Annotated in this window: 20 protein-coding genes; 9 read left to right on the top strand and 11 right to left on the bottom strand. The window is 71.6% G+C overall.

Features of this window, described 5'->3' with window-relative positions:
• Nucleotides 1-90: 90 nt before the first annotated feature.
• Entirely contained in the window at nt 91-1,395 is a 1,305-nt protein-coding gene (locus tag ACRAS8_RS28355; protein ID WP_438488827.1) for a site-2 protease family protein, read from the bottom strand.
• A 190-nt stretch (nt 1,396-1,585) separates the two neighbouring features.
• Here ACRAS8_RS28355 and ACRAS8_RS28350 point away from each other — a divergent pair, with 190 nt between their 5' ends.
• Together ACRAS8_RS28350 and ACRAS8_RS28345 are read left to right on the top strand one after the other, a co-directional pair.
• Nucleotides 1,586-2,521, top strand: coding sequence for a RecB family exonuclease (locus ACRAS8_RS28350; RefSeq protein ID WP_438488826.1), 936 nt, complete (start codon nt 1,586-1,588; stop codon nt 2,519-2,521).
• Nucleotides 2,522-2,728: 207 nt separating this feature from the next.
• Entirely contained in the window at nt 2,729-3,400 is a 672-nt protein-coding gene (locus tag ACRAS8_RS28345) for a response regulator (protein WP_438488825.1), read from the top strand.
• An 84-nt stretch (nt 3,401-3,484) separates the two neighbouring features.
• Here the strand turns inward: ACRAS8_RS28345 and ACRAS8_RS28340 are convergent, their stop codons facing one another.
• The 4 genes from ACRAS8_RS28340 to metH all read right to left on the bottom strand — a co-directional run bounded on the left by ACRAS8_RS28340 (nt 3,485) and on the right by metH (nt 11,573).
• The gene (locus ACRAS8_RS28340) at nt 3,485-5,080 is read right to left on the bottom strand and encodes an ABC transporter substrate-binding protein (protein WP_438488824.1); all 1,596 of its coding nucleotides are present in this window, start codon (nt 5,078-5,080) and stop codon (nt 3,485-3,487) included.
• An 84-nt stretch (nt 5,081-5,164) separates the two neighbouring features.
• Nucleotides 5,165-6,775 (bottom strand): ABC transporter substrate-binding protein, encoded by a 1,611-nt coding sequence (locus ACRAS8_RS28335; RefSeq protein ID WP_438488823.1) that lies wholly within the window; start codon nt 6,773-6,775, stop codon nt 5,165-5,167.
• 359 nt (nt 6,776-7,134) lie between these two features.
• Nucleotides 7,135-7,848: an HAD family hydrolase gene (locus ACRAS8_RS28330; protein ID WP_438488822.1), complete on the bottom strand. Its 714-nt coding sequence runs from the start codon at nt 7,846-7,848 to the stop codon at nt 7,135-7,137.
• 215 nt (nt 7,849-8,063) lie between these two features.
• Entirely contained in the window at nt 8,064-11,573 is a 3,510-nt protein-coding gene (gene metH / locus ACRAS8_RS28325; RefSeq protein ID WP_438488821.1) for a methionine synthase, read from the bottom strand.
• Nucleotides 11,574-11,811: 238 nt separating this feature from the next.
• Between metH and ACRAS8_RS28320 the strand changes: the two genes are divergently transcribed.
• The 6 genes from ACRAS8_RS28320 (at nt 11,812) to ACRAS8_RS28295 (ending at nt 19,403) form a co-directional block, all read left to right on the top strand.
• A complete protein-coding gene (locus ACRAS8_RS28320; protein ID WP_438488820.1) occupies nt 11,812-12,576 on the top strand; it encodes an IclR family transcriptional regulator in 765 nt (254 codons plus the stop codon).
• 227 nt (nt 12,577-12,803) lie between these two features.
• Nucleotides 12,804-13,592: an MIP/aquaporin family protein gene (locus tag ACRAS8_RS28315; RefSeq protein WP_438488819.1), complete on the top strand. Its 789-nt coding sequence runs from the start codon at nt 12,804-12,806 to the stop codon at nt 13,590-13,592.
• Nucleotides 13,593-13,635: 43 nt separating this feature from the next.
• The gene (glpK, locus tag ACRAS8_RS28310; protein ID WP_438488818.1) at nt 13,636-15,192 is read left to right on the top strand and encodes a glycerol kinase GlpK; all 1,557 of its coding nucleotides are present in this window, start codon (nt 13,636-13,638) and stop codon (nt 15,190-15,192) included.
• 14 nt (nt 15,193-15,206) lie between these two features.
• Nucleotides 15,207-16,811, top strand: coding sequence for an FAD-dependent oxidoreductase (locus ACRAS8_RS28305; protein WP_438488817.1), 1,605 nt, complete (start codon nt 15,207-15,209; stop codon nt 16,809-16,811).
• A gap of 213 nt (nt 16,812-17,024) precedes the next feature.
• On the top strand, nt 17,025-18,122 hold the full coding sequence (locus ACRAS8_RS28300) for an LLM class flavin-dependent oxidoreductase (RefSeq protein ID WP_438488816.1): 1,098 nt from the start codon (nt 17,025-17,027) through the stop codon (nt 18,120-18,122).
• 165 nt (nt 18,123-18,287) lie between these two features.
• Nucleotides 18,288-19,403, top strand: coding sequence for a PAC2 family protein (locus ACRAS8_RS28295; RefSeq protein ID WP_438488815.1), 1,116 nt, complete (start codon nt 18,288-18,290; stop codon nt 19,401-19,403).
• 175 nt (nt 19,404-19,578) lie between these two features.
• Here the strand turns inward: ACRAS8_RS28295 and mshC are convergent, their stop codons facing one another.
• The 4 genes from mshC to ACRAS8_RS28275 all read right to left on the bottom strand — a co-directional run bounded on the left by mshC (nt 19,579) and on the right by ACRAS8_RS28275 (nt 23,229).
• Nucleotides 19,579-20,808 (bottom strand): cysteine--1-D-myo-inosityl 2-amino-2-deoxy-alpha-D-glucopyranoside ligase, encoded by a 1,230-nt coding sequence (gene mshC / locus ACRAS8_RS28290; RefSeq protein WP_438488814.1) that lies wholly within the window; start codon nt 20,806-20,808, stop codon nt 19,579-19,581.
• A gap of 132 nt (nt 20,809-20,940) precedes the next feature.
• Entirely contained in the window at nt 20,941-21,804 is an 864-nt protein-coding gene (locus tag ACRAS8_RS28285) for an SCO1664 family protein (protein WP_438490623.1), read from the bottom strand.
• A gap of 5 nt (nt 21,805-21,809) precedes the next feature.
• Nucleotides 21,810-22,400, bottom strand: coding sequence for a DUF3090 domain-containing protein (locus tag ACRAS8_RS28280; protein WP_438488813.1), 591 nt, complete (start codon nt 22,398-22,400; stop codon nt 21,810-21,812).
• Between the two features lie 130 nt (nt 22,401-22,530).
• Nucleotides 22,531-23,229, bottom strand: coding sequence for a histidine phosphatase family protein (locus ACRAS8_RS28275; protein ID WP_438488812.1), 699 nt, complete (start codon nt 23,227-23,229; stop codon nt 22,531-22,533).
• Between the two features lie 82 nt (nt 23,230-23,311).
• Between ACRAS8_RS28275 and corA the strand changes: the two genes are divergently transcribed.
• Nucleotides 23,312-24,304 carry a magnesium/cobalt transporter CorA gene (corA, locus tag ACRAS8_RS28270; RefSeq protein ID WP_438488811.1) on the top strand — a complete coding sequence of 331 codons (993 nt, stop codon included), beginning with the start codon at nt 23,312-23,314 and terminating at the stop codon, nt 24,302-24,304.
• Between the two features lie 22 nt (nt 24,305-24,326).
• Here the strand turns inward: corA and ACRAS8_RS28265 are convergent, their stop codons facing one another.
• Nucleotides 24,327-25,115 carry a ferritin-like domain-containing protein gene (locus ACRAS8_RS28265; RefSeq protein ID WP_438488810.1) on the bottom strand — a complete coding sequence of 263 codons (789 nt, stop codon included), beginning with the start codon at nt 25,113-25,115 and terminating at the stop codon, nt 24,327-24,329.
• 275 nt (nt 25,116-25,390) lie between these two features.
• Nucleotides 25,391-26,446, bottom strand: a complete 1,056-nt coding sequence (locus tag ACRAS8_RS28260) for an LLM class F420-dependent oxidoreductase (protein ID WP_438488809.1) — start codon at nt 26,444-26,446, stop codon at nt 25,391-25,393.
• Nucleotides 26,447-26,568: the final 122 nt, after the last annotated feature.

Raw genomic sequence — 26,568 nt, 5'->3', positions numbered from 1 at the left:
TACCGGCCGTTTGGCGTGTGCCGTACCAGGGGCGGCGGGGCGGCCCGGAAAAGAGGCCGGTCGAACGGGGGCGGGCCCCGGGGCGGCTGGTCAGGGGGTGCGGGCCATGGCGGCGACGAAGGCGCGTTCCACGTCGGCGGTGGACAGGACGCCGTAGATCTCGCCGGCGGGTTCGACGACGAGGTATTCCGTGGCGGGGGTGGCGCGGAGGTGGTCCAGGAGGTCCTCGCCGGCGAGTTCGGCGGCGACCCGCATGCCGTCCTTGAGGTCCTGGGCGAGGGCGCCGACGGTGACCCAGGGGCGGCGGTGGTCGGGGATGCCGACGATGGCGGCCTCGCGGACCAGGGCGGTGGGGAATCCCTGGCGGTCGACGACGACCAGGGCGCGGGCGCCGGCGTCGTCGGCGCGGCGCAGCGCCTCGGAGAGCGGGGTGTCGTTCTCGACGGGGATGGCGCGGCGGGTGAGCGTACGGGCGGTGAGGTCGGGGAGGCGTTCGCGCAGGCGGGCCATGCGGAGGCTGTTGCCGGCGCCGGTCCAGATGATGGCGGCGAGGATCGCGGCGAGCAGGGCGTCGGTGAGCGAGTCGGCGCCGCCGATCTCCTCGGGGGCGCGGCCGAGGGCGCCGGTGTGGGTGAGCAGCGGCAGGCCGATGAGGACGGTGACGGCCAGCGCGCGGCCGACCCAGGCGGCGGCGATGGTGCCGCTCATCGGCTTGCCGGTGAGCTTCCAGACGACGGCGCGCAGCATCCGGCCGCCGTCCAGCGGGAGGCCGGGGAGGAGGTTGAAGACGGCGACGATGAGGTTGGAGATCATCAGGCCGGCGAGCAGGACGCCGGGGACGGTGCCGGGCTCGACGAGCTTCATGCCGACGTAGAAGACGCCGGCGAGGACGAGGGAGAGGAGCGGGCCGACGAAGGCCAGGACGAACTCCCGGCCGGGGCTCTCGGTCTCCTTCTCTATCTCGGAGACGCCGCCGAAGAACTGGAGCTGGATGCGGCGGACGGGAAGCCGGAAGCGCAGCGCGGCGACGGTGTGCGCGAGTTCGTGGACGAGTACGGAGGCGTAGAAGGCGACCGCGAAGAAGAGGGAGACGAGGTAGCGGGCGGCGCCGAGCTCGGGCAGGACCCGGTCCAGCTGGCCGCCGAAGACCCAGGTGATCAGGGCGGCGACCAGGAACCAGCTGGGTGCGACGTAGACGGGTACGCCGAAGGGGCGGCCCATGAGGATGCCGCCGCCGGGGGCCTTGCGCTCGGGGCGGTCCCGGCCGGTGCCCTGGGGGCGGGCCGGCGGGGCCGGCGGCTGGGGTGGGGGTCCGTCGGGGGCGTGCTCCGTCGGCCGGGGCGGCCGGTCCTGCCCGGACTCCTGGGGGTCCTGCGGCTTCCCGCTCTCGTCCACGGCGTCCCCTCGTTGAATACGGCTTCGGCACCTGCACTGTCTGACAACTCGATCATGCAGGGCAAAGGTGCCCGACGTCGATGGTATGCGGAGCTTCCGGCCGCGAGCCGCCGCGGGTGCGGCCGGGCGGCGGTCTCACCACCGGTGACGCTTCGGCGATTGTCAGTGGCGGGCCGTAGGGTTCTGTGGCATGGGATGGAGCACGGAGAAGACCGAGGCGGACGCGCCGGGTGACGGGCCGGGGCCGGTGGCGGCCGCGGTGCCGGCGCAGGATGCGGGGCCGGCGGCCGGGGTGCCGGCGCAGGGCGGGGCGCGGCCGCCGGTGGCGTTGTCGCCGTCGCGGGCGAGCGATTTCATGCAGTGCCCGCTGCTCTACCGCTTCCGCGTGATCGACAAGCTGCCGGAGAAGCCGAGCCCGGCGGCGACCCGGGGCACGGTGGTGCACGCGGTGCTGGAGCGGCTCTTCGACGCCCCCGCGGTGGAGCGCACGGCCGCCGGGGCCCGCGCGCTGGTGCCGGTGGAGTGGGAGAAGCTGCTGGCCAAGCGCCCGGAGTTGGCCGAGCTGTTCGCGCAGGACGCGGACGGGGCGCAGCTGGGGCAGTGGCTGGCGGAGGCCGAGGCGCTGGTGGAGCGGTGGTTCACGCTGGAGGATCCGACGCGGCTGGAGCCGGCCGACCGCGAGCTGTATGTGGAGACGGTGCTGGATTCCGGGCTGCGGCTTCGGGGGTTCATCGACCGGGTCGACGTGGCGCCGACGGGCGAGGTCCGGCTGGTGGACTACAAGACCGGCAAGGCGCCGCGGCCGCAGTTCGCCGAGGGCGCGCTGTTCCAGATGAAGTTCTACGCGCTGGTGATATGGCGGTTGCGGGGTGTGGTGCCGCGCCGGCTCCAACTGGTGTATCTGGGCAGCGGCGAGGTGCTGACGTACGACCCGGACGAGCGTGATCTGCGGGGCGTGGAGCGGAAGTTGCTGGCGCTGTGGGAGGCGATCCGGCAGGCGACGGAGACCGGCGACTGGCGGCCGCGGCCGACGAAGCTGTGCGGTTGGTGCGACCACCAGGCGCACTGCCCGGAATTCGGCGGCACTCCCCCGGTGTACCCGTTGCCGGTGAGCGGCGGCGTTTGATCCGGCCGGGGGTCCGGGGGTTGGCCCCCGGAAGGCACAGCCGTTGCCGGTGAGCGGCGGCGTTTGATCCGGCCAGGGCCCCGGGGCGGGGGGCCATGGCCTGCCCCCCGGAGACACAGTCGGTGTGCCCGGCGGACGGTCGGGAGGGTCCGCAGGGCAGAATGGAGCGGATCGAGGAGATCTCGCCCCGCCGAAGGAGAGCTTGTTGTGGCCATCCGCGTCCTGCTGGTCGACGACCAGCCCCTGCTGCGTACGGGCTTCCGGATGATTCTGGAGGCCGAGCAGGATCTGGCGGTCGTCGGCGAGGCGGGCGACGGGCTCCAGGCACTGGAGCAGGTGCGGGCGCTGCAGCCCGATGTGGTGCTGATGGACATCCGGATGCCGCGGATGGACGGGGTCGAGGCGACCCGGCAGATCACCGGCCCGGCGAAGGACGGTCCGGCGAAGGTGCTGGTGCTGACCACGTTCGACCTGGACGAGTACGTCGTCGAGGCGCTGCGGGCCGGGGCCAGCGGCTTCCTGCTGAAGGACGCCCCGGCCCATGAGCTGGTGCAGGCGATCCGGGTGGTGGCGGCGGGCGAGGCGATGCTCGCGCCGAGCATCACCCGGCGGCTGCTGGACAAGTACGCCGGGCATCTGCCGTCGGGCGAGGAGCAGGTGCCGGACACCCTCCACACGCTCACCGAGCGGGAGGTGGAGGTGCTGAAGCTGGTGGCCCGCGGGTTGTCGAACGCGGAGATCGCGGCGGATCTGTTCGTCAGCGAGACGACGGTCAAGACGCATGTCGGGCATGTGCTGACGAAGCTGGGGCTGCGGGACCGGGTGCAGGCGGCGGTCTACGCGTACGAGAGCGGGCTGGTGCGGCCGGGCGCCCAGTAGGCGCGGCGGCCGATGCGGCGGCGGGGCCGGTCCGGGGTGTCCCGGACCGGCCCCGCCGTCGTGGTGTGCTTCCGTCCGGCCGGCTCAGGCGTCGGCGGACTTGCCGATCTCCCAGAAGCGGAAGACGGTCGAGGAGTCCAGGGTCCATTCCAGGCCGGAGACGCCCTGGCGGGCGACCGCGTACTGCTTGCCCTGCCAGATCGGGATGACCGGCAGGTCCTTGGCGATGATGTCCTGGAGTTCGCGGAAGGCGGCCTTGGTGGCGCCGCGGTTGGGCTGGTCGGCGGTCTGCGGCAGCAGCCGGCCGGTGATCTCCGGCGAGCTGTAGTTGTTGGCCAGCACGCTGTCCTTGCCGAAGAACGGCTGGGTGAAGTTGTCCGGGTCCGGGTAGTCGGGTATCCAGCCCTTGACGTAGACGCCGAAGCGGCCGGCGGCCACGCCCTGGTCGTAGTCGCCGGTGGGCACGCTGCGCACCTTGGCGTCGAACAGGCCGCTGGCGTTGAGCTGTTGGGCGATTTCCTGGACGGCGGCGACGGTGCCGGGGCCGAAGCGGTCGGGGGTGGCCCAGAGGGTGAGCGGGACCTTGCCCTGGAGGCCGGCGTCGTGCAGCGCGGCGGCGGCCTTGTCGGGCTGCGGGCGGTCGCCGTAGGTGTTGAAGAAGGCGGTGTTGTGGCCGGTGATGCCGGCCGGGACGACCGAGTAGAGGGGTTCGGCGGTGCGCTGGTAGACGTCCCGGACGAGGGTGGAGCGGTCCAGGAGGTAGGCGACGGCCTTGCGGACGCCGAGCTTGCCGGCGACCGGGTCCTTGAGGTTGAAGACCAGGTGCATGACCTCGGCACTGCCGCCCTCGACGACCTGGGTGCCGTGCTGCTGGTCGCGGGAGGCCTTGTCGAGCGCGGCGATGTCCTTCATGGCCAGACCGCGGTAGGCGAGGTCCACCTTGCCGCCCTCGACGGCCTTGCGGAGCGGCTGGGGGCCGTTGAAGAACTTCAGGGTCATCCCGGAGTTCTTGGTCTTGGCGGGGCCCTTGTAGGACGCGTTGACAGAGAATTTGGCCTGGTCGGGGCCGTAGGAGTCGAGGGTGTAGACGCCGGAGCCGACGGCCTTGCCGTCGGTGCGCAGCCGGTCGGCGGGGTAGGCGGTGTGGTCGACGATGGAGCCGGCGCCCGAGGCGATCTTCATGGGGAAGGTGGCGTCGGGCGTGCTGAGGTGGAAGACCACCGTCTTGGCGTCCGGGGTCTCGACGTTGTCCAGGGCGGCGAACATCACGGCGGGGCCGTCCTTGTCCTTGATCCGCCGGATGCGGTCGAAGGAGAACTTGACGTCCTGTGAGGTGAGCTTGTCGCCGTTGCTGAAGGTCAGGCCGTCCTTGAGGGTGCAGCGGTAGACCTTGCTGTCGGAGCCGGTGAAGCCGCAGCTCTCGGCGGCCTCCGGTTCCGGGGTCGTCTGGCCCTTGGGGAAACTGAGCAGTGACTGGAAGACGTTGTTGAACAGCAGCCAGGAGCCGGGGTCGTAGCCCGAGGCTGGGTCGGTGGCCTTGACCTTGTCGGTCGTGCCCATGACGACGGGCTCGCCGTGGCCGGACGACTGCGAGGTGTCCGTGCCGCACCCGGCGACCGCGAGCAGGACTGTCGCCAGTCCCGCTCCGATCGGGGCGGACAGCCACTGGTCACGCTTCACTCGGTGGTTCCTCACGTTCTGGTGGTGCCGGTCGGGCCGCGGCGGGCTGCCGTGGCGGGGGACGGTGCCGGGAGGGGCGGGCGGTCAGCTGGAGACACCGCGGCCCAGCTCCCAGAGCTGCAGCGCCGAGGAGGAGTTGAGGGCCCACTCGACGCCGGTGATGTTGTCGCGGGCGGCGACGTACTGCTTGCTCTGCCACAGCGGGAGGACCGGTACGTCGTCGGCGAGGATGTCCTGGGCCTGCTTGAAGCCGGCCCCGGCGGCGTTGCGGTCGGTCTGCTGCCGGGTGCCGGGGATCAGCTGCGACTCGATCTTCTCGTTGCGGTACGGGGAGTTGAGGAAGTTCCCCTTGCCGACGAACGGCGCGATGTAGTTGTCCGCGTCGGGGATGTCGGCGAACCAACCCATGCCGTACGCGGTGTACTTGCCGCTGGACGCGTCGGTGCGGAACTGCTGCCAGCGGTCGATGCCCTTGATGCTGACGTCGAACAGCTTGGTGCTGTTGAGCTGCTTCTGGAGGGCGGCGAACTCCTTGGCCGTGTTGGGCCCGTAGTGGTACTTGCTGTAGGTCAGGGTGAACTTCACGGGGGTGGTGATGTTCGCCTGCTGCAGGGTCTGCTTGGCGGCGGCGACGTCGGGGGTGCTGCCGTACTTGGTGTAGAAGGAGTTGATGTGGCCGGAGAGGCCGGTGGGGACGAGCGAGTAGAGCGGGTCGCCGGTGTAGGAGTAGACGTCGCGCATCAGCTGGGAGCGGTTGACGACCTGTGCGATCGCCTGCCGGACGGCCTTGTTGGAGACGGCCGGGTCCTTGGTGTCGAAGGCGATGTAGCGGATCTCCTGGCCGGGCATCTCCTGGACCACCAGGTGTTTGTCCTGGGAGTTCTGCAGGCCCTTGACCTGGTCGGGCGTCAGGCCGCGGGTCAGCAGGTCGATGTCGCCCTTGCGGAGGGCGGCGTCCATGTCCGCGGGGTCGTCGAAGAACCGCATCTCGACGGAGTCGTTCTTCACCGGCAGCCCGCCCTTGTACTCGGGGTTCTTGGTGAAGACGGCTTTGGTGAGGCGGTCGCCGCGGTGCTCGGTCTTGACGGTGTACGGGCCCGAGCCGGCCGTCTCCCAGCCCTTGTAGAGGCTGTTCTTGGGGTACACCTGGCTGTCGACGATGGCCGCGGCGGGGGTGGCGAGCTTCTGCGGGAAGGTGGCGTCCGGCTTGGTGAGGTGGAAGACCACCTCGCGGTTGCTGGGCGTCTCGACCCGGTCGACGCTGTCGAGCAGCGACACCGGGCCGTTGGTGTAGTTGATGGCCCGCATCCGGTCGATGGAGAACTTCACGTCCTGCGCGGTCAGGTCGTGGCCGTTGGAGAACTTCAGGCCGCTGCGCAGTGTGCAGCGGTACTGCTCGTTCTGGGTGTCGCGGAAGCCGCAGGACTCGGCGGCCTCGGGCACCACGGCGGTGCCGGTACGAGGCAGCCGCATCAGCGTCTGGAAGGTGCTGCGCAACACGTTCCAGGCGTCGACGTCGTACGCCTGCGCGGGATCCAGCGGCGCGGGCGCCGCCTTGGTGGCCTCGATCTGCGAGGCGACGCCGACGACGATCGGCGAGCCGCCCGAGCCCGCGCCGTCGCCGTTGCCGCAAGCGGCCAGAGCCGGGGCGAGGAGACCGGCCAGCGCCGGCAGCACCAGGGTCTTGCGATTCATCGTCGGCAGGTTCCTTATCAGCGCAGAGGTGTTGCTCGCGTCGAGATTAGTAGGCACCGCCAGCGGCTCATCGACGTACGGAAGTTACATCGATAGGGCGGTGGGATAACGGGAACAGCGTGATCGATATCCGGGCGGCGGAACGTATTGCGCGTTGCCCCATCAATCCGGACACTTACCCCCGTAGAAACCACCGACGGGGCCCCCTGGATCACCCGTCGAGCCCCCTGTCGACGGCCCGGCACGTGAGAAACGTCACGCATCCTAGCGCCTCGCGCGCCCCCGGAATTCCCCGGGTATTCGTCACGGAAAATAAGCGGATCGCTGCCGTGAGTTTCCGGGCAATACGCGCAGTACGCTCAGTGCACGGTTCCTTTGCTTTCCGTGATGAGGGCCTGGAGAAAGGGAAGATCGACTTCTTCGAGGGAGCCGACCACGCTCCGTCCGGGTGCCGGCGGGATCGGGGTCACGGAGGGCACCGCGACCACCCGGCAGCCGGCCGCCTCCGCCGCCCGCACCCCGGTGAGGGTGTCCTCGACGACGGCGCACCGGGTCGGGTCGACGCCCAGCCGGGCGGCGGCGGTCAGATACGGGTCCGGGTGCGGCTTGGTCCGCATCAGGTCGTCACCGGCGACGGTGAGGTGGAAGTTCTCCGGGCCGAGGGAGTGCAGCATCTGCTCGATGATGGTCCGGTGCGAGGCGGAGACCAGCGCGGTGGGTACGCGGTGCGCGGCCAGCTCGGACAGCAGCCGGCGGGCGCCCGGCATCAGCGGGACGCCGCGGCCGATGCGGGCCACGAACGCCTCGTTGAGCAGGGTGCTCAGCTCCGTCAGGCCGATGTCGGCGCCGGTCGCGCGCAGCAGATAGCCGGCGCTGCGGGACATCGGGCCGCCGACGACGACCTCCCGGTGACTGTCGTCGAGGACGTGGCCGAGCCGGGCGAAGACCTCCGCCTCGGCCTCCCACCAGAAGCCTTCGGTGTCGACGAGGGTGCCGTCCAGGTCGAGGAAGACGGCCTGGAGGGTCGCGGCTTCGGCCGTGCGGGTGCCGACTGCGGGGATGCTGCTGGTCATCCATCCACCTCCGTGGGGACGTCCCCGGAGGGACGAAAGGGCCGGCCGCCACCCCCGGTGGGGGGAAACGACCGGCCACTACCGGATCGACAAGTGTACGACCGTACGCGCCGGAACGCCCGGGGAATGCGGAGGATCCGCTTCCGGGGGCGCTCCGGCCGGCTCACCGCACCGCACCGCACGTCACCGCGGCCCCCGGGACCGCCCGCTCCTGGTTACCGCGCGTTGAAGTACTTCGCCTCCGGGTGGTGGATGACGATGGCGTCGGTGGACTGCTCGGGGTGGAGCTGGAACTCCTCGGAGAGCTGGACGCCGATCCGCTCCGGCTGCAGGAGGTCGGCGATCTTCGCGCGGTCCTCCAGGTCGGGGCAGGCGCCGTAGCCGAGCGAGAAGCGCGCGCCGCGGTACTTCAGCGCGAACATGTCCTCGACGTCGGCCGGGTCCTCGCCGGCGAAGCCGAGTTCGGCGCGCACCCGGGCGTGCCAGTACTCGGCCAGCGCTTCGGCCAACTGCACGGACAGGCCGTGGAGTTCGAGGTAGTCGCGGTAGGAGTTGGCGGCGAACAGCTCGGCGGTGGCGGCGCCGACCTTCGAGCCCACGGTGACGACCTGCAGGCCGACGACGTCACTCTCGCCGGACTCCTCGGGGCGGAAGAAGTCGGCCAGGCACAGGCGGCGGCCGCGGCGCTGGCGGGGGAAGGTGAAGCGGGTGCGCTCGGTGCCGTCCTCGCCCAGCAGGATCAGGTCGTCGCCCTTGGAGCGGCAGGGGAAGTAGCCGTAGACGACGGCCGCCTCCAGGAGGTTCTCGGTCTGGAGCTTGTCCAGCCAGCCGCGCAGCCGCGGCCGGCCCTCGGTCTCCACCAGCTCCTCGTAGGTGGGGCCTTCGCCGGTGCGGGCCTGCTTGAGGCCCCACTGGCCCTTGAACAGGGCGCCCTCGTCCAGCCAGGAGGCGTAGTCGGCCAGCTGGATGCCCTTGACGATGCGGGTGCCCCAGAACGGCGGGGTGGGCACGGGGTTGTCGGTGGCCACATCGGAGCGGACCGCGCCCTGCTCCGGCTCCGGCTCGGTGACCTTGACGTCCCGTTTGGGCACCCGGCGCTGCTTGAGTTCGGGCAGGGTCGCGCCGGGCACGCCGCGCTTGACGGCGATCAGCGCGTCCATCAGCCGCAGGCCCTCGAACGCGTCGCGGGCGTAGCGGACCTCGCCCTCGTAGATCTCGTGCAGGTCCTGTTCGACGTAGGCGCGGGTGAGGGCGGCGCCGCCGAGGATGACGGGGTAGTCGGCGGCCATCTTGCGCTGGTTGAGCTCTTCGAGGTTCTCCTTCATGATCACCGTGGACTTGACCAGGAGCCCGGACATGCCGATGACGTCGGCCCGGTGCTCCTCGGCGGCTTCCAGGATCGCGGAGACGGGCTGCTTGATGCCGAGGTTGACGACGTTGTAGCCGTTGTTGGACAGGATGATGTCGACGAGGTTCTTGCCGATGTCGTGGACGTCGCCGCGGACGGTGGCCAGCACGATGGTGCCCTTGCCCGCGTCGTCGGACTTCTCCATGTGCGGCTCCAGATAGGCCACCGCGGTCTTCATGACCTCGGCGGACTGGAGCACGAACGGCAGCTGCATCTGGCCGGAACCGAAGAGTTCGCCGACCACTTTCATGCCGTCCAGCAGGGTCTCGTTGACGATGTCGAGCGCCGGACGCTCCGTCAGCGCCTCGGCGAGGTCGGCCTCCAGGCCGTTGCGCTCGCCGTCGATGATGCGGCGCTTGAGGCGCTCCTCCAGCGGCAGCGCGGCCAGTTCGGCGGCCTTGTCGGCCTTCAGCGACGTGGCGGTGGCGCCCTCGAAGAGCTCCATCAGCTTCTGCAGCGGGTCGTAGCCCTCGGCACGCCGGTCGTAGATCAGATCCAGGGCGGTCCTCACCTGCTCGTCGTCGAAGCGGGCGATCGGCAGGATCTTGGAGGCGTGCACGATGGCGGAGTCCAGGCCGGCCTTGACGCACTCGTCCAGGAAGACGGAGTTGAGGACGATGCGGGCCGCCGGGTTGAGGCCGAAGGAGATGTTGGACAGGCCGAGGGTGGTCTGGACGTCCGGGTGACGCTTCTTCAGTTCGCGGATCGCCTCGATGGTGGCGATGCCGTCCTTGCGCGACTCCTCCTGGCCGGTGCAGATGGTGAAGGTCAGGCAGTCGATGAGGATGTCGGACTCCCGCACGCCCCAGTTGCCCGTCAGGTCCTCGATCAGCCGCTCGGCGATCTCGACCTTCTTCTCGACGGTGCGGGCCTGGCCCTCCTCGTCGATGGTCAGGGCGATCAGCGCCGCACCGTGCTCGGCGGCCAGCCGCGTCACCTTCGCGAAGCGGGAGTCGGGGCCGGCGCCGTCCTCGTAGTTGACGGAGTTGAGCACGGCGCGGCCGCCGAGCTTTTCCAGCCCGGCCCGCAGGACGTCGACCTCGGTGGAGTCCAGCACGATCGGCAGGGTGGAGGCGGTGGCGAACCGGCCGGCCAGCTCCCGCATGTCCGCCACGCCGTCGCGGCCCACGTAGTCGACGCAGAGGTCAAGCATGTGGGCGCCCTCGCGGATCTGGTCGCGGGCCATCTCCACGCAGTCGTCCCAGCGGCCGTCAAGCATCGCCTCGCGGAACTTCTTCGAGCCGTTGGCGTTGGTGCGCTCGCCGATCGCCAGGTAGGAGGTGTCCTGGCGGAACGGGACGCTCTGGTAGAGGGAGGCGGCGCCGGGCTCGGGGCGCGGCTCGCGGACGGTGGGCGCAAGGCCGCGGACCCGCTCGACGACCTGGCGCAGGTGCTCGGGGGTGGTGCCGCAGCAGCCACCGACCAGCGACAGGCCGTACTCGGCGACGAAGGTCTCCTGGGCGTCGGCCAGCTCGGCGGCGGTCAGCGGATAGTGCGCGCCGTCCTTGCCCAGGACCGGCAGGCCCGCGTTGGGCATACAGGACAGCGGGACGCGGGAGTGGCGGGCCAGATAGCGCAGGTGCTCGCTCATCTCGGCAGGTCCCGTGGCGCAGTTCAGGCCGATCATGTCGATGCCCAGCGGCTCCAGCGCCGTCAGCGCCGCCCCGATCTCCGAGCCGAGCAGCATCGTGCCGGTGGTCTCGACGGTGACGGAGCAGATGATGGGCAGGTCGGTGCCGGTGGCTTCCAGGGCTCGGCGGGCGCCGAGCACGGCGGCCTTGGTCTGCAGCAGGTCCTGGGTGGTCTCCACCAGCAGCGCGTCCGCGCCGCCGGCGATCATTCCCTCAGCGTTCTGCTGGTAGGCATCGCGCAGGGTGGGGTAGGCGACGTGGCCGAGGGTGGGGAGCTTGGTGCCGGGGCCCATCGAGCCGAGGACGTAGCGCTGCTGGCCGGTGGCGGCGGTGAACTCGTCGGCGACCTCGCGGGCGATCCGGGCGCCGGACTCGGACAGCTCGAAGACCCGCTCGGGGATGTCGTACTCGGCCAGCGCGGCGAAGTTGGCGCCGAAGGTGTTGGTCTCCACGCAGTCGACGCCGACCTCGAAGTACGCCTCGTGGACCGAGCGCACGATGTCGGGGCGGGTGACGTTGAGGATCTCGTTGCAGCCCTCCAGCTGCTGGAAGTCCTCCATGGTCGGGTCCTGTGCCTGGAGCATCGTGCCCATGGCGCCATCGGCGACCACGACTCGTGAGGCGAGGGCTTCGCGGAGTGCGGTGACGCGGGACGAGCTGGTGGACGCGGGCGAATGTGAAGCCATGGAAGTGCTCCCGTGGTTGCGACGGCTGTCGGCTTTGCACCCCTCCTGAAGAGGGCGCACCCGGCCAGCGTAGCTTCCGGGCCGGTACAGGTGTTCCCCGTTCCACGGCGTGGACAGCGGTTTCGGAGGCCGGCCCGGTCCGCTATCCATGATCGTCGGTCGCCGACCCCGCTCCCTATGGTCGGCATGGGCCGATATCGTTCAGCATTGTCGAACCAGATATTTCGGAGGTCGCCCGATGGCACGCACCATCCAGTCGCTGGAGCGAGCAGCCGCGATGCTGCGGCTGCTCGCAGGGGGAGAACGGCGGCTGGGCCTCTCCGACATCTCCTCCTCGCTGGGGCTGGCCAAGGGGACGGCACACGGCATCCTGCGCACGCTCCAGCAGGAGGGCTTCGTGGAGCAGGACACCGTCTCGGGCCGTTACCAGCTGGGCGCCGAGCTGCTGCGGCTGGGCAACAGCTACCTGGACGTCCACGAGCTGCGGGCCCGTGCCCTGGTGTGGACGGACGACCTGGCCCGCTCCAGCGGGGAGAGCGTCTATCTCGGCGTCCTGCACCAGCAGGGCGTGCTGATCGTGCACCACGTCTTCCGCCCCGACGACAGCCGGCAGGTGCTGGAGGTCGGCGCGATGCAGCCGCTGCACAGCACCGCCCTGGGGAAGGTGCTGTCGGCGTACGACCCGGTGGCGCACAGCGAGGCCGTGGAGGCCGAGCGGGAGCCCTTCACGCCGCGTACGACGACCGGGCTGGCGGACTTCGAGGCGGTGCTGGACCTGACGCGGGCGCGCGGCTGGGCCGCGGACGTGGAGGAGACCTGGGAGGGCGTGGCCTCGATCGCGGCGCCGATCCACGACCGGCGGCGGATGCCGGTGGGCGCGGTGGGGGTCACCGGGGCCGTCGAGCGGGTGTGCCGCGAGGGCGAACTGCGGCCGGAAATCGTCGCTGCTGTGAGGGATTGCGCACGAGCGGTCTCCCGAGACCTCGGGGCAGGCCGGTTCTGACCGGTTTCGCCCTAAATGTTCACCTGAGTTTTTCGCCATAGAGCCCTTGACGGGGTCTAGGAGGTAAACAAAACTGCCGTTCGTCGGTCGGCATTGCCGAACACCTGACGGAAATAAGCGTTATGGTGTGGACTGCCGCGGGCCGACCAACGCCCTCTCGGAGGGCGCGGACCACCGGAGGGACCCGGGGTTCGCCTTCCCCTGGACGAAGGACAAAGGAGTCGCGGGTGTCCAGCTCCGACATCTTCATCAGCGAGACCATCGGTACCGCTGTTCTGATCTTGATGGGCGGTGGCGTGTGCGCCGCCGTCACCTTCAAGCGCTCCAAGGCGTTCAACGCCGGATGGGTCGCCATCGCCTTCGGGTGGGGCTTCGCCGTCCTCACGGGTGCCTACATCGCCGCCAAGTCCGGCGCACACCTCAACCCCGCCGTCACCATCGGTCTCGCGATCAAGGGCGGCATCGAGTGGAACCAGGTGCCGGTGTACTTCGCCGGCGAGTTCCTCGGCGCCATGATCGGCGCGGTGCTGGTGTGGCTCGTGTACTACGGGCAGTTCCGGGCGCATCTGACCGACCCGGAGGTCCTGACCGGCCACTTCGGCGAGGAGGGCATGGTCGACCCGGCTGCCGCGCCGAAGGCCGGCCCCGTGCTGGGCATCTTCTCCACCGGCCCCGAGATCCGGAACGTGGTCCAGAACCTCGTCACCGAGATCATCGCCACCGCTGTGCTCGTGCTGTCGATCCTCACCCTCGGGCTGAGCGACAACGGCAAGGGCGTGGGCGCGATCGGCACGCTGCTGGTCGCCCTGGTCGTCACCGGTATCGGCCTGTCCCTGGGCGGACCGACCGGCTACGCCATCAACCCGGTCCGCGACCTCGGCCCGCGCATCGTGCACGCGCTGCTGCCGCTGCCGAACAAGGGTGGTTCCGACTGGGGCTACGCCTGGATCCCTGTCGCGGGCCCGCTGATCGGCGGGGCCCTCGCCGGGGGCATCTATCAACTGGCGTTCGCCTGAGCCGCCCCGCCCACCACGCCCGCACCGACCCCTGGAGCACACCATGAGCGACACCCCCAGCACCTCCTCGCACGGCCACGGCCCGTTCATCGCGGCGATCGACCAGGGCACCACGTCCAGCCGCTGCATCGTCTTCGACCGGGACGGCCGGATCGTCTCCGTCGACCAGAAGGAACACGAGCAGATCTTCCCGAAGCCGGGCTGGGTCGAACACGATGCCGCCGAAATCTGGAGCAACGTCCAACAGGTCGTCGAGGGCGCCATCGACAAGGCCGCGCAGAGCAACCCCGGCTTCTCCCCTGACGACGTCAAGGCGATCGGCATCACCAACCAGCGCGAGACCACTCTGCTCTGGGACAAGAACACCGGCGAGCCGGTCCACAACGCCATCGTCTGGCAGGACACCCGCACCGACGCGCTCTGCCGGGAGCTGGGCCGCAACGTCGGCCAGGACCGCTTCCGCCGCGAGACCGGCCTGCCGCTGGCCTCGTACTTCGCCGGCCCGAAGATCCGCTGGCTGCTGGACAACGTCGAGGGCCTGCGCGAGCGCGCCGAGCGCGGCGAGATCCTCTTCGGCACCATGGACTCCTGGGTCATCTGGAACCTCACCGGTGGCGTCAACGGCGGCCGGCACGTCACCGACGTGACCAACGCCTCGCGCACCCTCCTGATGAACCTGCACAGCCTGCAGTGGGACGAGAAGATCCTCGCCTCGCTGGACATCCCCGCCTCGCTGCTGCCCGAGATCCGGTCCTCCGCCGAGATCTACGGCACCACCGCCGCCGGCGTCCTGGCGGGCGTGCCGGTCGCCTCCGCGCTCGGCGACCAGCAGGCCGCGCTCTTCGGCCAGACCTGCTTCGAGCAGGGCGAGGCCAAGTCCACGTACGGCACCGGCACGTTCATGCTGATGAACACCGGCCACCAGCCGGTGAACTCCTACAACGGGCTGCTGACCACGGTCGGTTACCGGATCGGCGACCAGAAGACGGTGTACGCCCTGGAGGGCTCCATCGCCGTCACCGGCTCGCTCGTCCAGTGGATGCGCGACCAGATGGGGCTGATCAACAGCGCGGCCGAGATCGAGACGCTGGCCAGCACCGTCGAGGACAACGGCGGCGCCTACTTCGTGCCGGCCTTCTCCGGCCTGTTCGCCCCCTACTGGCGCTCCGACGCCCGCGGCGTCATCGCCGGCCTGACCCGTTACGTCACCAAGGCGCACATCGCCCGTGCCGTCCTTGAGGCCACGGCCTGGCAGACCCGCGAGATCACCGACGCCATGACCAAGGACTCCGGCGTCGACCTGACCGCGCTCAAGGTCGACGGCGGAATGACCTCCAACAACCTGCTGATGCAGACCATCTCGGACTTCCTGGACGCACCCGTGGTGCGCCCGATGGTGGCCGAGACGACCTGCCTCGGCGCTGCCTATGCGGCCGGACTGGCCGTCGGCTTCTGGTCCAGCACCGACGAGCTGCGCGCCAACTGGCGCCGGGCCGCCGAGTGGACCCCCCGCATGGACGCGGCCACCCGTGACCGCGAGTACAAGAACTGGCTCAAGGCCGTTGAGCGGACCATGGGCTGGCTCGACGACGAGAGCTGACTGAGGAGCACATCATGAGCACCCTGCAGAGCGTCCCGGCCCTCGGGACGCACCCGGCCGCCGGTTCCCTGCCGAGCCGCGCCGAAACCCGGGAGCAGCTGTCCAAGGCGACGTACGACCTCCTGGTGATCGGCGGCGGCATCCTGGGCATCTCCACCGCCTGGCATGCCGCGCAGGCCGGACTGCGGGTTGCCCTGGTGGACGCCGGCGACTTCGCCGGCGCCACCTCCTCCGCCTCCTCCAAGCTGCTGCACGGCGGTCTGCGCTACCTGCAGACCGGCGCGGTCAAGCTGGTCGCGGAGAACCACTTCGAGCGGCGCGCGGTCTCCCGCGAGGTGGCCCCGCACCTGGCCAACCCGCTCACCTTCTACCTGCCGGTCTACAAGGGCGGCCCGCACGGCGCGGCCAAGCTCGGCGCGGGCGTCTTCGCCTACTCCGCGCTCTCCGCGTTCGGTGACGGCGTCGGCCACGTCATAAGCCCGGCCAAGGCCCAGCGCGACGTCCCGGAGCTGCGCACGGAGAACCTCAAGGCCGTGGCCGTGTACGGCGACGACCAGATGAACGACTCCCGGATGGCGCTGATGACCGTCCGCGCGGCCGTCGCGGCCGGCGCCACGGTCCTCAACCACGCCGAGGTCACCGGCCTGCGCTTCACCCAGGGCCGGGTCACGGGTGCGGAGCTCAAGGACCGCCTGGACGGCAGCGAGTTCGGCGTCAGCGCCCGCCTGGTGCTCAACGCCACCGGCCCGTGGGTCGACCACCTGCGCAAGATGGAGGACCCGAACGCGGCCCCCTCCATCCGCCTCTCCAAGGGCGCGCACCTGGTGCTCAAGCGCACCTCCCCCTGGAAGGCCGCGCTCGCGACCCCCATCGACAAGTACCGCATCACCTTCGCCCTCCCCTGGGAGGACATGCTGCTGCTCGGTACCACCGACGAGGAGTACGAGGGCGACCCGGCGGACGTCGCGGTCAACGAGAAGGACACCGCCCAGATCCTGGACGAGGCCGCCTTCTCCGTCCGCGACCAGCAGCTCTCCCGCGACCTGATCACCTACTCGTTCGCCGGTCTGCGGGTGCTGCCGGGCGGTCCCGGCGACACCTCGAAGGCCAAGCGCGAGACGGTGGTCACCGAGGGCCGCGGCGGGATGCTGTCGGTGGCCGGCGGCAAGTGGACCACCTTCCGGCACATCGGCCGCACGGTGATGAACAAGCTCGCCGCGCTGCCCGGCCACCCGCTGGCCGAGGACATGGAGCCGATCGCGCAGCTGCCGAAGAAGCTCCCGCTGCCCGGCATCGCCAACCCCAACGCGGTCGCCCACCGGCTGCTGGTGGACGGCGGCACGCCCGGCCCGCGGATGGCCGCCGACACCGCGCGGCACCTGGCCACCCACTACGGTTCGCTCTCCTTCGACATCGCCCGGCTGGCGAACGAGGACCCGGCGCTGGCCGAGCGGATCCACCCGGACGCCCCGGAGATCTGGGCGCAGGTCGCCTACGCCCGGGACCACGAGTGGGCCGAGACCGTCGACGACGTGCTGCGCCGCCGGACCACGCTGACCATCCGCGGCCTGGCCACGGACGACATCCGCGCCCGGGTCGAGACCATGCTGAAGGGCTGACGGGCAGTCAGAAAGCTGTACAGCTGAGGTGAGTCGGGGCGGTCCACGGGCCGCCCCGGCCCCTTTCCGGTGCACACCGCGGCGCGCGTCCCTCAGGGCGCGCGCCGCAGCCGTACGGGGGCACGGTGCCACGCGGCCGACACACCGCGGCAACGTCCGGCGCGCACAGTGGGAGGACCACCGCCGGGGTGGCACCCACGCCGGAAGGACGCCATGAAATTCTCCGTGCTCTCCCTGATCGGCCATGCGCCGCACCCGCTGACCGGTCAACTGGCCGCCCCCGCCGACCGGTTCGCCGAGGTCGTGGGGACCGCCGAGGCGGCCGAGCGGCTCGGCTTCGACGCGTACGCGGTCGGCGAACGGCACACCGGCCCCTTCCTCTCCTCCAGCCCGTCGGTGGTGCTGGGCGCGCTGGCCGCCCGGACGTCCCGCATCCGCCTGCTGACCGGGGTCACCGTCGTGGCGATCCTGGACCCGGTGCGGGTGGCCGAGGACTACGCGACGCTCGGCCAACTCGCCCGCGGCCGGCTGGAGCTGGTCGTCGGCAAGGGCGCCGAGGCCGGGCACTTCGACCTCTTCGGCCTCGACGAGGAACGGCAGTGGGACCTCCAGGCCGAGAAGTACGAGCTGCTGCGCCGGCTGTGGCACGAGGAGAACGTCGACTGGGCGGGCGAGTTCCGGCCGCCGCTGAAGAACGTCACGACCCTGCCGCGCCCCTACGGCGGCCCGCCGCGGATCTGGCACGGCTCGGCCACCAGCCGCAACTCCCCCGAACTCGCCGCGAAGCACGGCGATCCGCTGTTCACCGCCAACGCGATCCAGCCGCGCGCGGCCTACGCCGAGCTGATCGCGTACTACCGCGAGCGGTTCGCGGCGTACGGGCACGACCCGGCGCGGGCCCGGGTGGCCGCGGGCTCCGGCGGGCTGCTGATCGCCGACAGCGAACAGCAGGCGATCGCCCGCTACAAGGACCTCTACGAGGCGAAGGTCGCGCAGAGCTTCCGGCCGCACCTGGCGGGCCGGCCCGGCTACAACACCCCGTTCCGCACCATCGAGGACGCCATCGCGGACGGCCCGCAACTGATCGGCTCGCCACAGCAGATCATCGACAAGATCCTCGGCTGGCACGCGGTGTACGGGCACGACCTGCAGTCGCTCACCGTCGACGGCTTCGGGCTGGACCACGCCGAACAGCTGGAGACCCTGCACCGGTTCGCCGAGGAGATCGCCCCTGTGGTCCGCCGCGAGGCACCCAGCACGCTGTGGGAGGACGCGGCGGACGACGCCCCGGAGGGGGCGGCGGGGCGGTGACCGCCGGCACGGAGCGGACCGCGCGCCGCTCCGTGCCGTCCGCACACACGCTCGTAAAGGGGCTGCGGATCGGCCCCGGGGAAGCCGTAGTCTTGGGAGCGCACGCAATGGAACTGCTGCCGGCGACCGCCCCAGGCGGCCCGACCGGCCGGAAGGAGGGGCTGGGTGATCGAGCTGGAGGGGGTGCCCGAGCTGATCGACCCGGTCATGGTGGCCGCGTTCGAAGGCTGGAACGACGCCGGCGACGCCGCCTCCGCCGCGGTCGCCCACCTGGACCGGGAGTGGAAGGGGGAGGTCTTCGCCGCGCTCGACGCGGAGGACTACTACGACTTCCAGGTGAACCGCCCCGCGGTCTTCCTGGAGAACGGCGTCCGCAAGATCACCTGGCCCACGACGCGACTCTCCGTCGTCCGGGTCGGTGACGCGGACGGCAAGGGGAACCCCCGTGACCTGGTCCTGGTCCGCGGCATCGAGCCGAGCATGCGCTGGCGCTCGTTCTGCAACGAACTCCTTGGCTTCGCCCATGAGTTGGGCGTCGAGATGGTGGTGGTGCTGGGCTCGCTGCTGGGCGACACCCCGCACACCCGGCCGGTCCCGGTCAGCGGCGTCAGCTCCGACGCGGACGTGGCCCGCCGACTGGATCTGGAGGAGTCCCGCTACGAAGGCCCCACGGGCATCGTCGGCATCCTCCAGGAGGCGTGCACCCACGCCGGTGTTCCGGCGGTCAGCCTGTGGGCCGCGGTGCCGCACTACGTCTCCCAGCCGCCCAACCCCAAGGCCAGCCTCGCCCTCCTCAACCGCCTGGAGGACCTGCTCGACCTGCGGATCCCGCTGGGCGAGCTGACCGAGGACGCCCGCGCCTGGCAGCTGGGCGTGGACCAACTCGCCGCGGAGGACAGCGAGGTCGCCGAGTACGTCCAGTCGCTGGAGGAGGCCCGGGACACCGCCGAGCTGCCGGAGGCGTCCGGCGAGGCCATCGCCCGCGAGTTCGAGCGCTATCTGCGCCGCCGCGACCCGCAGGCCGGTCCCGGGGTGGCGAGCGAGGGTGGCGTCGCCGACGGCCGGGACGGCTCCTACCTCCGCGACACCACCGGCGGCCGCACCCGGCACCCGCGCGCCACGCCCAAGGAGCCGCGCGAGCCCCGGCCGCCGGAGGATGCCGGCCCCGCGAAGCCGCCCACCGGCCCGGAGGCCGGCGAGGGGACCGGGGGCCGCGACGAGGGGCCGGACGGCGGCCGCACCGACGGCGAGGGCCCGGAGGACTCCGGCGCCGAGCGCTGACGGGCGGAGCGGCAGATCGGCGGACCGGCCGCGATCCGTCCCACCACAGGGGCGGACGGCCGCGAGCAACAGACGCCGGCACACGACGAAGCCGGCACACGACGAAGGGGCGCCCCCGCCATTTCCGGCGGGGGCGCCCCTCGCACATCCGGCCGCGGCCGGACGGCCGTCGTCCTTACAGCGCCACGCCCAGCAGTGCGTCCACCGCACGGGAAACAAGGCCGGGAGCGCCCTCGTCGGTGCCGCCGTCGGCCTCCTGCGCGGCGGCCCAGCGGTCCACCGCGGCCAGCGCGGCCGGCGCGTCCAGGTCGTCGGCCAGGGCGTCGCGGATCTCCGCGAGGAGGGCCTCGGCGGGCGGGCCGTCGGGGCGGGAGACCGCGGAGCGCCAGCGGGCCAGCCGGTCCTCGGCGTCCCGGAGCACCGCGTCGGTCCACTCCCAGTCGCTGCGGTAGTGGTGGGCCAGCAGCGACAGACGGATCGCCGCCGGGTCGGTGCCGGCCCGCCGCAGCGCGGAGACGAAGACCAGGTTGCCCTTGGACTTGGACATCTTCCGGCCGTTCAGGGCGACCATGCCGGCGTGCACATACGTCTGGGCGAAGGGGTGCCGGCCGGTCAGTGCCTGGGCGTGCGAGGCGCCCATCTCGTGGTGCGGGAAGGCGAGGTCGGAGCCGCCGCCCTGGACGTCGAAGCCCATGCCCAGGTGCTCCAGGGCGATGGCGACGCACTCGATGTGCCAGCCGGGCCGGCCGCGGCCCAGCGAGCCGCCGTCCCAGCTCGGTTCGCCGTCACGGGCGGCCATCCACAGCATCGGGTCGAGTGGGTTCTTCTTGCCCGCGCGCTCCGGGTCGCCGCCGCGCTCGGCGGACAGCAGCCGCATCGCCTCGGCATCCAGGCCGGAGACCTCGCCGAAGTGCGGGTCGGAGGCGACCGAGAAGTAGACGTCGCCGTCGAGTTCGTAGGCGGCGCCGGCGTCGCGCAGCCGCTCGACCAGCGGGACGATGGCGGGTATCGACTCGACGGCGCCTATGTAGTGGCGCGGCGGCAGCATCCGCAGCGCCGTCATGTCCTCGCGGAAGAGGGCGGTCTCGCGCTCGGCGAGCGCGGTCCAGTCGTCGCCGGTCGCCACCGCCCGCTCCAGCAGCGGGTCGTCGACGTCGGTGACGTTCTGCACGTAGTGCACCTGGCGCTTCGTGTCGAGCCACACGCGCTGAACGAGGTCGAACGCGTTGTAGGTCGCCGCGTGCCCCATGTGGGTGGCGTCGTACGGCGTGATGCCGCAGACGTAGATACGGGCGACGGGACCGGGGTCGAGGGTCACCCGTCCGCCGGTCGCGGTGTCGTGGATCCTCAGGTCGCGGCCCTGACCGGGCAGGGCGGGGACCTCAGAAGCGGGCCATGCATGCATGCCTTGAGCGTAACCGGACGGATGTTCCGCATACGAACCGGAGGGGCCTCTCTGGCTGGAAAGGCGCTCTTGCGGTCCGCGGCTGGATGTGCAACAGGCATACGGTCGTTGGGCGGCCGGGACCGTGCCGGCTCAGACCGGCGGCCAGGGAATCGCCGGCCACTCCCCGCTCGGCTCCGGGTGCCGTCCGCTGCTCAGCAACGCCTCGACCCGCGCCCGCAGCGCCGCCAGCTCGGCGTCCGTGATCAGCTCCGCCAGCCGGGCGGCGAGCGGCGCGCCGTCGGCCAGCGCCGCCTGCAGACCGCGCAGCGCCGCAAGCGCCTCCTCGGGCAGCGGCTCCCCGGCCCAGCCCCACAGGAGCGTGCGCAGCTTGTCGGCCGAGTTGAACGTCACACCGTGATCGATCGCGAAGAACGCGCCACCGGCCCCGGGCAGCAGATGGCCGCCCTTGCGGTCGCCGTTGTTGATCACCGCGTCCAGGACGGCCAGCCGGCGCAGCCGGGGGTGGTCGGCGTGGACCAGCAGCGCGGTGCGGCCCGCGCCGATCTCCGCCCGGCCGACCGCCTTCCAGCCCGGCGCCGGCTCGTCCTCGGCGACCAGCGCCAGCAGCTCGGGCGCCTCGTCGCCGTCCCCGGGCGGCGCTATCCACTCCTGGACCATGCCGGTGCCGTACGGGCCGTCCCGCAGCACCGTGGTGGGGATGAGGTCCCAGCCGCAGGCCCGGGACACCTCGTAGGCGGCGACCTCGCGCTGGGCGAGGGTGCCGTCCGGGAAGTCCCACAGCGGGCGCTCGCCGGCGACGGGCTTGTAGACGCAGGCGGCGCTGCGCCCGTCGTGTTCGACGGTGCAGTAGAGGACGGCGTTGGAGGCGTCGGGGATCTGGCCGCGGACGGTCAGCTCGCCCTCGGCGAGCAGCGCCGGCGGCAGGCTCCCGACGGGCTCCCGCGGGGCCGCGGGGCCGGCTTCCGGGCCGGCCGGTTCGGCGAGGGGCTCCATGGGGCTCAGGCGTCCCGCCGGTATCCGTTCTGGCGCGGGCATACGTGTCCCTCCGGGTCGAGCGGCAGGCTGCACAGCGGGCACGGCGGGCGGCCGGCGTTGACCACGTCCAGCGCCCGCTTGGCGAACGCCCGGGCCATGGTGCCGGTCAGCCGCACCCGGAGCATCGGCGGGCCGTTCTCGTCGTCCTGGAGCAGCCGCTCCTCGGCGTCGGCGAGGTCCTCGTCGCTGTCGGCCTCCAGCTCGACCAGCGCCTGCGCCTCGACGATCATCCGCTCCTCGTCGCCGTCCCAGGCCAGAGCCATCGTGCCGACCCGGAACTCCTCCTCCACCGGCGTCTCCAGCGGCGCGGTGTCGGCCATCTCGGCCGGGGAGACGGCGGGCACCGGGGCGCTGCCGCCGCTGCGCCGCACCACCTCGTCCAGCAGCTCGTCGATCCGCTCGGCGAGCGCCGCCACCTGGGTCTTCTCCAGGGCGACGCTGGTGACGCGGCCGCCCGCGGTGGCCTGGAGGAAGAAGCTACGGCGGCCAGGCAGCCCGACCGTACCGGCCACGAAGCGGTCCGGTAGGTCGTAGAAGAACACCTGACGGGACAACGTCCTGCTCCGATTCTCGACTGCTTGGGTCAGTGCGGTCGCCGCGGTCGCTGCGTCCCGGAGGGGTACTTGCGCGGATCACAGGGGCGTCGCGGGCAGCGCCGTCGCACCACCCTACTGCGCCCGCTGATCACGCTGCGCCCGCACCGCCTCCGATGGCCGCGTCCCGCTCGCTCCCGGCGCCGCCGCCGTCCTCGCGGGGCATCAGCGAGGCGAGGTCGCCGGTGTCGCCGAGCCGTACGAGGTAGGGGCGCAGCCGGGTGTAGCGGACCACGGTCACCGAGCACGGCTCCACGGAGATCCGCTGGAAGAGGTCCAGGTGCATGCCGAGGGCGTCGGCGACCAGGGATTTGATGATGTCACCGTGCGAGCACATCAGGTAGGCCGCCTCGGTTCCGGAGGTCTCCTCGACCCGGGCGTTCCAGTCCCGGACCGCGGCCACCGCGCGGGCCTGCATCTCCCGCAGCGGCTCGCCGCCGGGGAAGCCGGCCGCGGAGGGGTGCTGCTGGACGGCCTCCATCAGCGGTTCGTCGGCCAGCTCGGCGAGCTTGCGGCCCGACCAGTCGCCGTAGTCGCACTCGGTGATCCGCTCGTCGGTCTCCAGGCGCAGCCCGGGGCGGGCCTCCAGCAGCGGCGCCAGGGTCTCCCGGCAGCGCTGGAGCGGGCTGGTGACGGCGAGCGCCAGCGGGATGCCCGCGAGCCGGGCGGGCAGCGCCGCGGCCTGGGCGGCGCCCCGCTCGTCGAGGGCGACTCCGGGAGTCCGGCCGGCGAGCACGCCGGAGGTGTTGGCGGTGGAGCGGCCGTGCCGCACCAGGATCAGCGTGGGCATGCCCGCCACACTAGGGCCTGTCCGGCGGGAAGGTCCCGGGGCGGGTCGGCTTCCCTGGCAGGGGCCCCTGCCACGGGCGAGAATGCCTGATGTGATCGTGGACTGCGCCATCTACCGCGAGGGCCGCCGCCATGAGTGCGCGCGGGACTTCTCGCGTGCGCTGGCCGCGGCGCGGGCGGAGGGGCACTCCTTCCTGTGGCTGGGCATGTACGAGCCGACCCAGCACGAGTTCGACCAGGTCAGCAGCGAGTTCGGACTGCACCCGCTGGCCGTTGAGGACGCTCTCAAGGCCCACCAACGGCCGAAGCTGGAGGTCTACGACGACTCGCTGTTCATGGTGCTGAAGCCGATCACCTACGACGTCACGGCCGACACCGTGACCGCCTCGGAGCTGATGGTCTTCGTCGGCGACTCCTTCGTCGTCACGGTCCGGCACGGCATGGCCAGTCCGCTGGCAGCGGTCCGCAAGCGGCTGGAGCACCATCCGGAGATCCTGCGGCACGGCCCCGGCGCGGTGCTCTACGCGATCAGCGACGCGGTGGTGGACCACTACATCGAGGTCGCCGGTGAACTCCAGGTGGATCTGGAGGAGTTGGAGGCGGAGGTGTTCGCGCCGATCCGCCGGGAGACGAGGAACACCGCCGCCCAGATCTACGCGTTCAAGCGCGAGGTCCTCGAATTCCGCCGGGCCACCGTCCCGTTGGCGGACCCGATGGCCCGTCTGCAGAGCCCCGGCGTGCCCTTCGTACATGACCACGCCCGGCCGTTCTTCCGGGACGTCGGCGACCATCTGACCCGCGCCAACGAGTCGGTGGAGGCCCTGGACCGGCTGCTGTCGGACATCCTCGCCGCCCATCTGGCGCAGATGGGCGTCCGGCAGAACGACGACATGCGCAAGATCTCGGCGTGGGCCGCGCTGGCCGCGGTGCCCACCCTGATCGCGGGCATCTACGGCATGAATTTCAGTGACATGCCGGAGCTGAAGTGGCCGCTGGGCTATCCGGTGATCCTGCTGCTGATGGCCACCATCGAGGTGCTGCTCTACCGGCTGTTCAAACGCCGCGGCTGGCTGTGAGCGGGGCGCGAGGGCGCGGTGCTCAGGCGAACTCCGGCGCGGCGTCGGCCGGTCCGCCCAGCGCGTTCCGCCGTGCGGGCATCGCGAGGCTGACCATCCGCCGCCAGCCGAGCAGCCGCTCATAGCCGTAGAACGCCATGATCCCGGCCCGGATCAGCGCCGTTCTGCTCCGGGACCAGTCCAGGATGCGGCCCATCCGCGCCATCACGGCCAGGCTGACGTCCCGGTGGACGGCGATCTCGGTGAGCGCGCACTGCCGCAGGGTCCGCTGGATGGCGCGCCCGTGGCCGGCCCGGGCCAGCCGCAGCAGCTCCTCGTGGCAGTACGCGAGGTGGTTCTCCTCGTCCTGGCAGATCATCCGGACCGCCCGGCCCACCTCGGGGTGGTCGCCGAAGTGCTTCCGGAGCAGCAGCATCTGCTCCGCGGCGCGCTGCTCGGTGACCCGGCTGTGCGCGAGGTAGGCGACGATGTCCCGTTCGCCGAGCGGCTCTTCGCGGCGGAGCTTGTCGTGGGCCAGTCCGATGCCGCGCCGCTCCAGCAGCATGGTGTAGTCGGTGGCCTCGGGGACCTCTACGGGCGTCAGGCCGCGCCTGCGGAGCAGGGCGCGGAAGATCCGGCCGTGCTTGTCCTCGTCGGCGCCGTGCCGGGCGACCTTGGGCGCCAGGTCGCGGTGGGACGCCGGCAGCAGTGCGGCGATCCGCCCGTTCTCCCAGCCGCCCTGGGCCTCCCCGCTGGCCGCGATGGAGCAGAAGAGGCGGTAGGCGGCGTCGTTGTCGACGATCTCCTGGAACAGGCTCCTGGCCGAGAACATCAGCGTCACCTCCGAACGGACACACCCGTGCTCGGAGAGTCAAATGCCGCATTCCGCCCCCGGCAACCGGGGGCGCGGCCCGCGGCGCCCGTTCGCCTGACGCGCACGGCGCGGGCCCCGTAACCCGCCCGCCACTGGGGCGTTGAGTCCCGTGACGGCCGTGGCGGGGAAGACCCCCGAGCCCCCACCACGGCCGCAGCGCTTCCCCGGCCCGGCGCCTTCCGCGCCGGGCTTTCGCGTGTGCGCGGTGCTGGAAGGGAGTTCGACGACGGGGCCTACGCGAGGCCGGACCGCTCCAGCGCGTCGGTGCCGGCGCGGAGTGCGGCCAGCCGCTCCTCCAGGGTGAAGCCGGCGGGCGTCACCGTCAGGGTGGTCACGCCGGCCGCGGCGTACGCCCGCATCCGCTCGGCGATCCGGTCGACCGAGCCGAGCAGGGTGGTCTGGTCGATCAGCCGCTCGGGGACGGCCGCGGCGGCGCCGTCCTTGTCCCCGGACAGGTACTTGTCCTGGATCTCGGCGGCTTCCTTCTCGTACCCCATCCGCTGTGCCAGCTGGTTGTAGAAGTTCTGCTTCCGGCTGCCCATGCCGCCGACGTAGAGCGCGGTGTACGGGCGGAAGAAGTCGGCGAGCGCGCTGATGTTCTTGTCGTCGCCGAGGGCCAGCGGAAGGGTGGGGCAGACGTCGAAGCCGTCCATGGTCTTGCCGGCGGCCTCCCGGCCCGCCCGGAGGTGGGAGATGGCGGTCTCCTCCAGGTGGTCGGCGGAGGGGAAGATCAGCAGGGCGCCGTCCGCGATCTCACCGGTCTGCCGGAGGTTCTTCGGCCCGATCGCGGCGATGTAGAGCGGGATGTGCTCGCGCTGCGGGTGCACGGTGAGCTTCAGCGGCTTGCCCGGGCCGCCCGGCAGCGGCAGCGTCCAGTGCTCGCCCTCGTAGGAGAGCCGCTCGCGGGACATGGCCTTGCGGACGATCTCCACGTACTCCCGGGTGCGGGCCAGCGGCTTGTCGAACTTCACGCCGTACCAGCCCTCGGAGACCTGCGGGCCGGAGACGCCGAGGCCGAGCCGGAAGCGGCCGCCGGAGAGCGAGTCCAGCGTCGCGGCGGTCATCGCGGTCATCGCGGGCGTACGGGCCGGGATCTGGAAGATCGCCGAGCCGACGTCGATCCGCTCGGTCTGCGCGGCCACCCAGGAGAGCACCGTGGGGGCGTCGGAGCCGTACGCCTCGGCCGCCCAGCAGACGGCGTAGCCGAGGCGGTCGGCCTCCTTCGCCACCGCGAGATTGTCGGAGTCCATGCCGGCGCCCCAGTAGCCGAGGTTGATGCCAAGCCTCATGCCGCTCCCCTTACCCATCAGTAACGTCGCTGTTCCGGGGACTCTAGCGTGCGGGTGCGGCGGCCGTCACCGGTGGGCCGGAGCCCGGCCCGGGCGCGGCCGGGCGGCGGTTGTCCACAGGT

Origin of the sequence: Streptomyces sp. S186 (genome assembly GCF_051603415.1) — a bacterium.
Taxonomy (GTDB): domain Bacteria; phylum Actinomycetota; class Actinomycetes; order Streptomycetales; family Streptomycetaceae; genus Streptomyces.
This window is presented reverse-complemented; position numbering and strand designations above follow the sequence as displayed.

Coding starts and splice junctions, on each gene's coding strand:
- ACRAS8_RS28350 (WP_438488826.1), top strand. CDS start 1,586: ATGGGATGGAGCACGGAGAAGACCGAGGCGGACGCGCCGGGTGACGGG.
- ACRAS8_RS28335 (WP_438488823.1), bottom strand. CDS start 6,775: ATGAATCGCAAGACCCTGGTGCTGCCGGCGCTGGCCGGTCTCCTCGCC.
- ACRAS8_RS28330 (WP_438488822.1), bottom strand. CDS start 7,848: ATGACCAGCAGCATCCCCGCAGTCGGCACCCGCACGGCCGAAGCCGCG.
- metH (WP_438488821.1), bottom strand. CDS start 11,573: ATGGCTTCACATTCGCCCGCGTCCACCAGCTCGTCCCGCGTCACCGCA.
- ACRAS8_RS28320 (WP_438488820.1), top strand. CDS start 11,812: ATGGCACGCACCATCCAGTCGCTGGAGCGAGCAGCCGCGATGCTGCGG.
- glpK (WP_438488818.1), top strand. CDS start 13,636: ATGAGCGACACCCCCAGCACCTCCTCGCACGGCCACGGCCCGTTCATC.
- ACRAS8_RS28305 (WP_438488817.1), top strand. CDS start 15,207: ATGAGCACCCTGCAGAGCGTCCCGGCCCTCGGGACGCACCCGGCCGCC.
- ACRAS8_RS28300 (WP_438488816.1), top strand. CDS start 17,025: ATGAAATTCTCCGTGCTCTCCCTGATCGGCCATGCGCCGCACCCGCTG.
- mshC (WP_438488814.1), bottom strand. CDS start 20,808: ATGCATGCATGGCCCGCTTCTGAGGTCCCCGCCCTGCCCGGTCAGGGC.
- ACRAS8_RS28285 (WP_438490623.1), bottom strand. CDS start 21,804: ATGGAGCCCCTCGCCGAACCGGCCGGCCCGGAAGCCGGCCCCGCGGCC.
- ACRAS8_RS28275 (WP_438488812.1), bottom strand. CDS start 23,229: ATGCCCACGCTGATCCTGGTGCGGCACGGCCGCTCCACCGCCAACACC.
- corA (WP_438488811.1), top strand. CDS start 23,312: ATGCCTGATGTGATCGTGGACTGCGCCATCTACCGCGAGGGCCGCCGC.
- ACRAS8_RS28265 (WP_438488810.1), bottom strand. CDS start 25,115: ATGTTCTCGGCCAGGAGCCTGTTCCAGGAGATCGTCGACAACGACGCC.
- ACRAS8_RS28260 (WP_438488809.1), bottom strand. CDS start 26,446: ATGAGGCTTGGCATCAACCTCGGCTACTGGGGCGCCGGCATGGACTCC.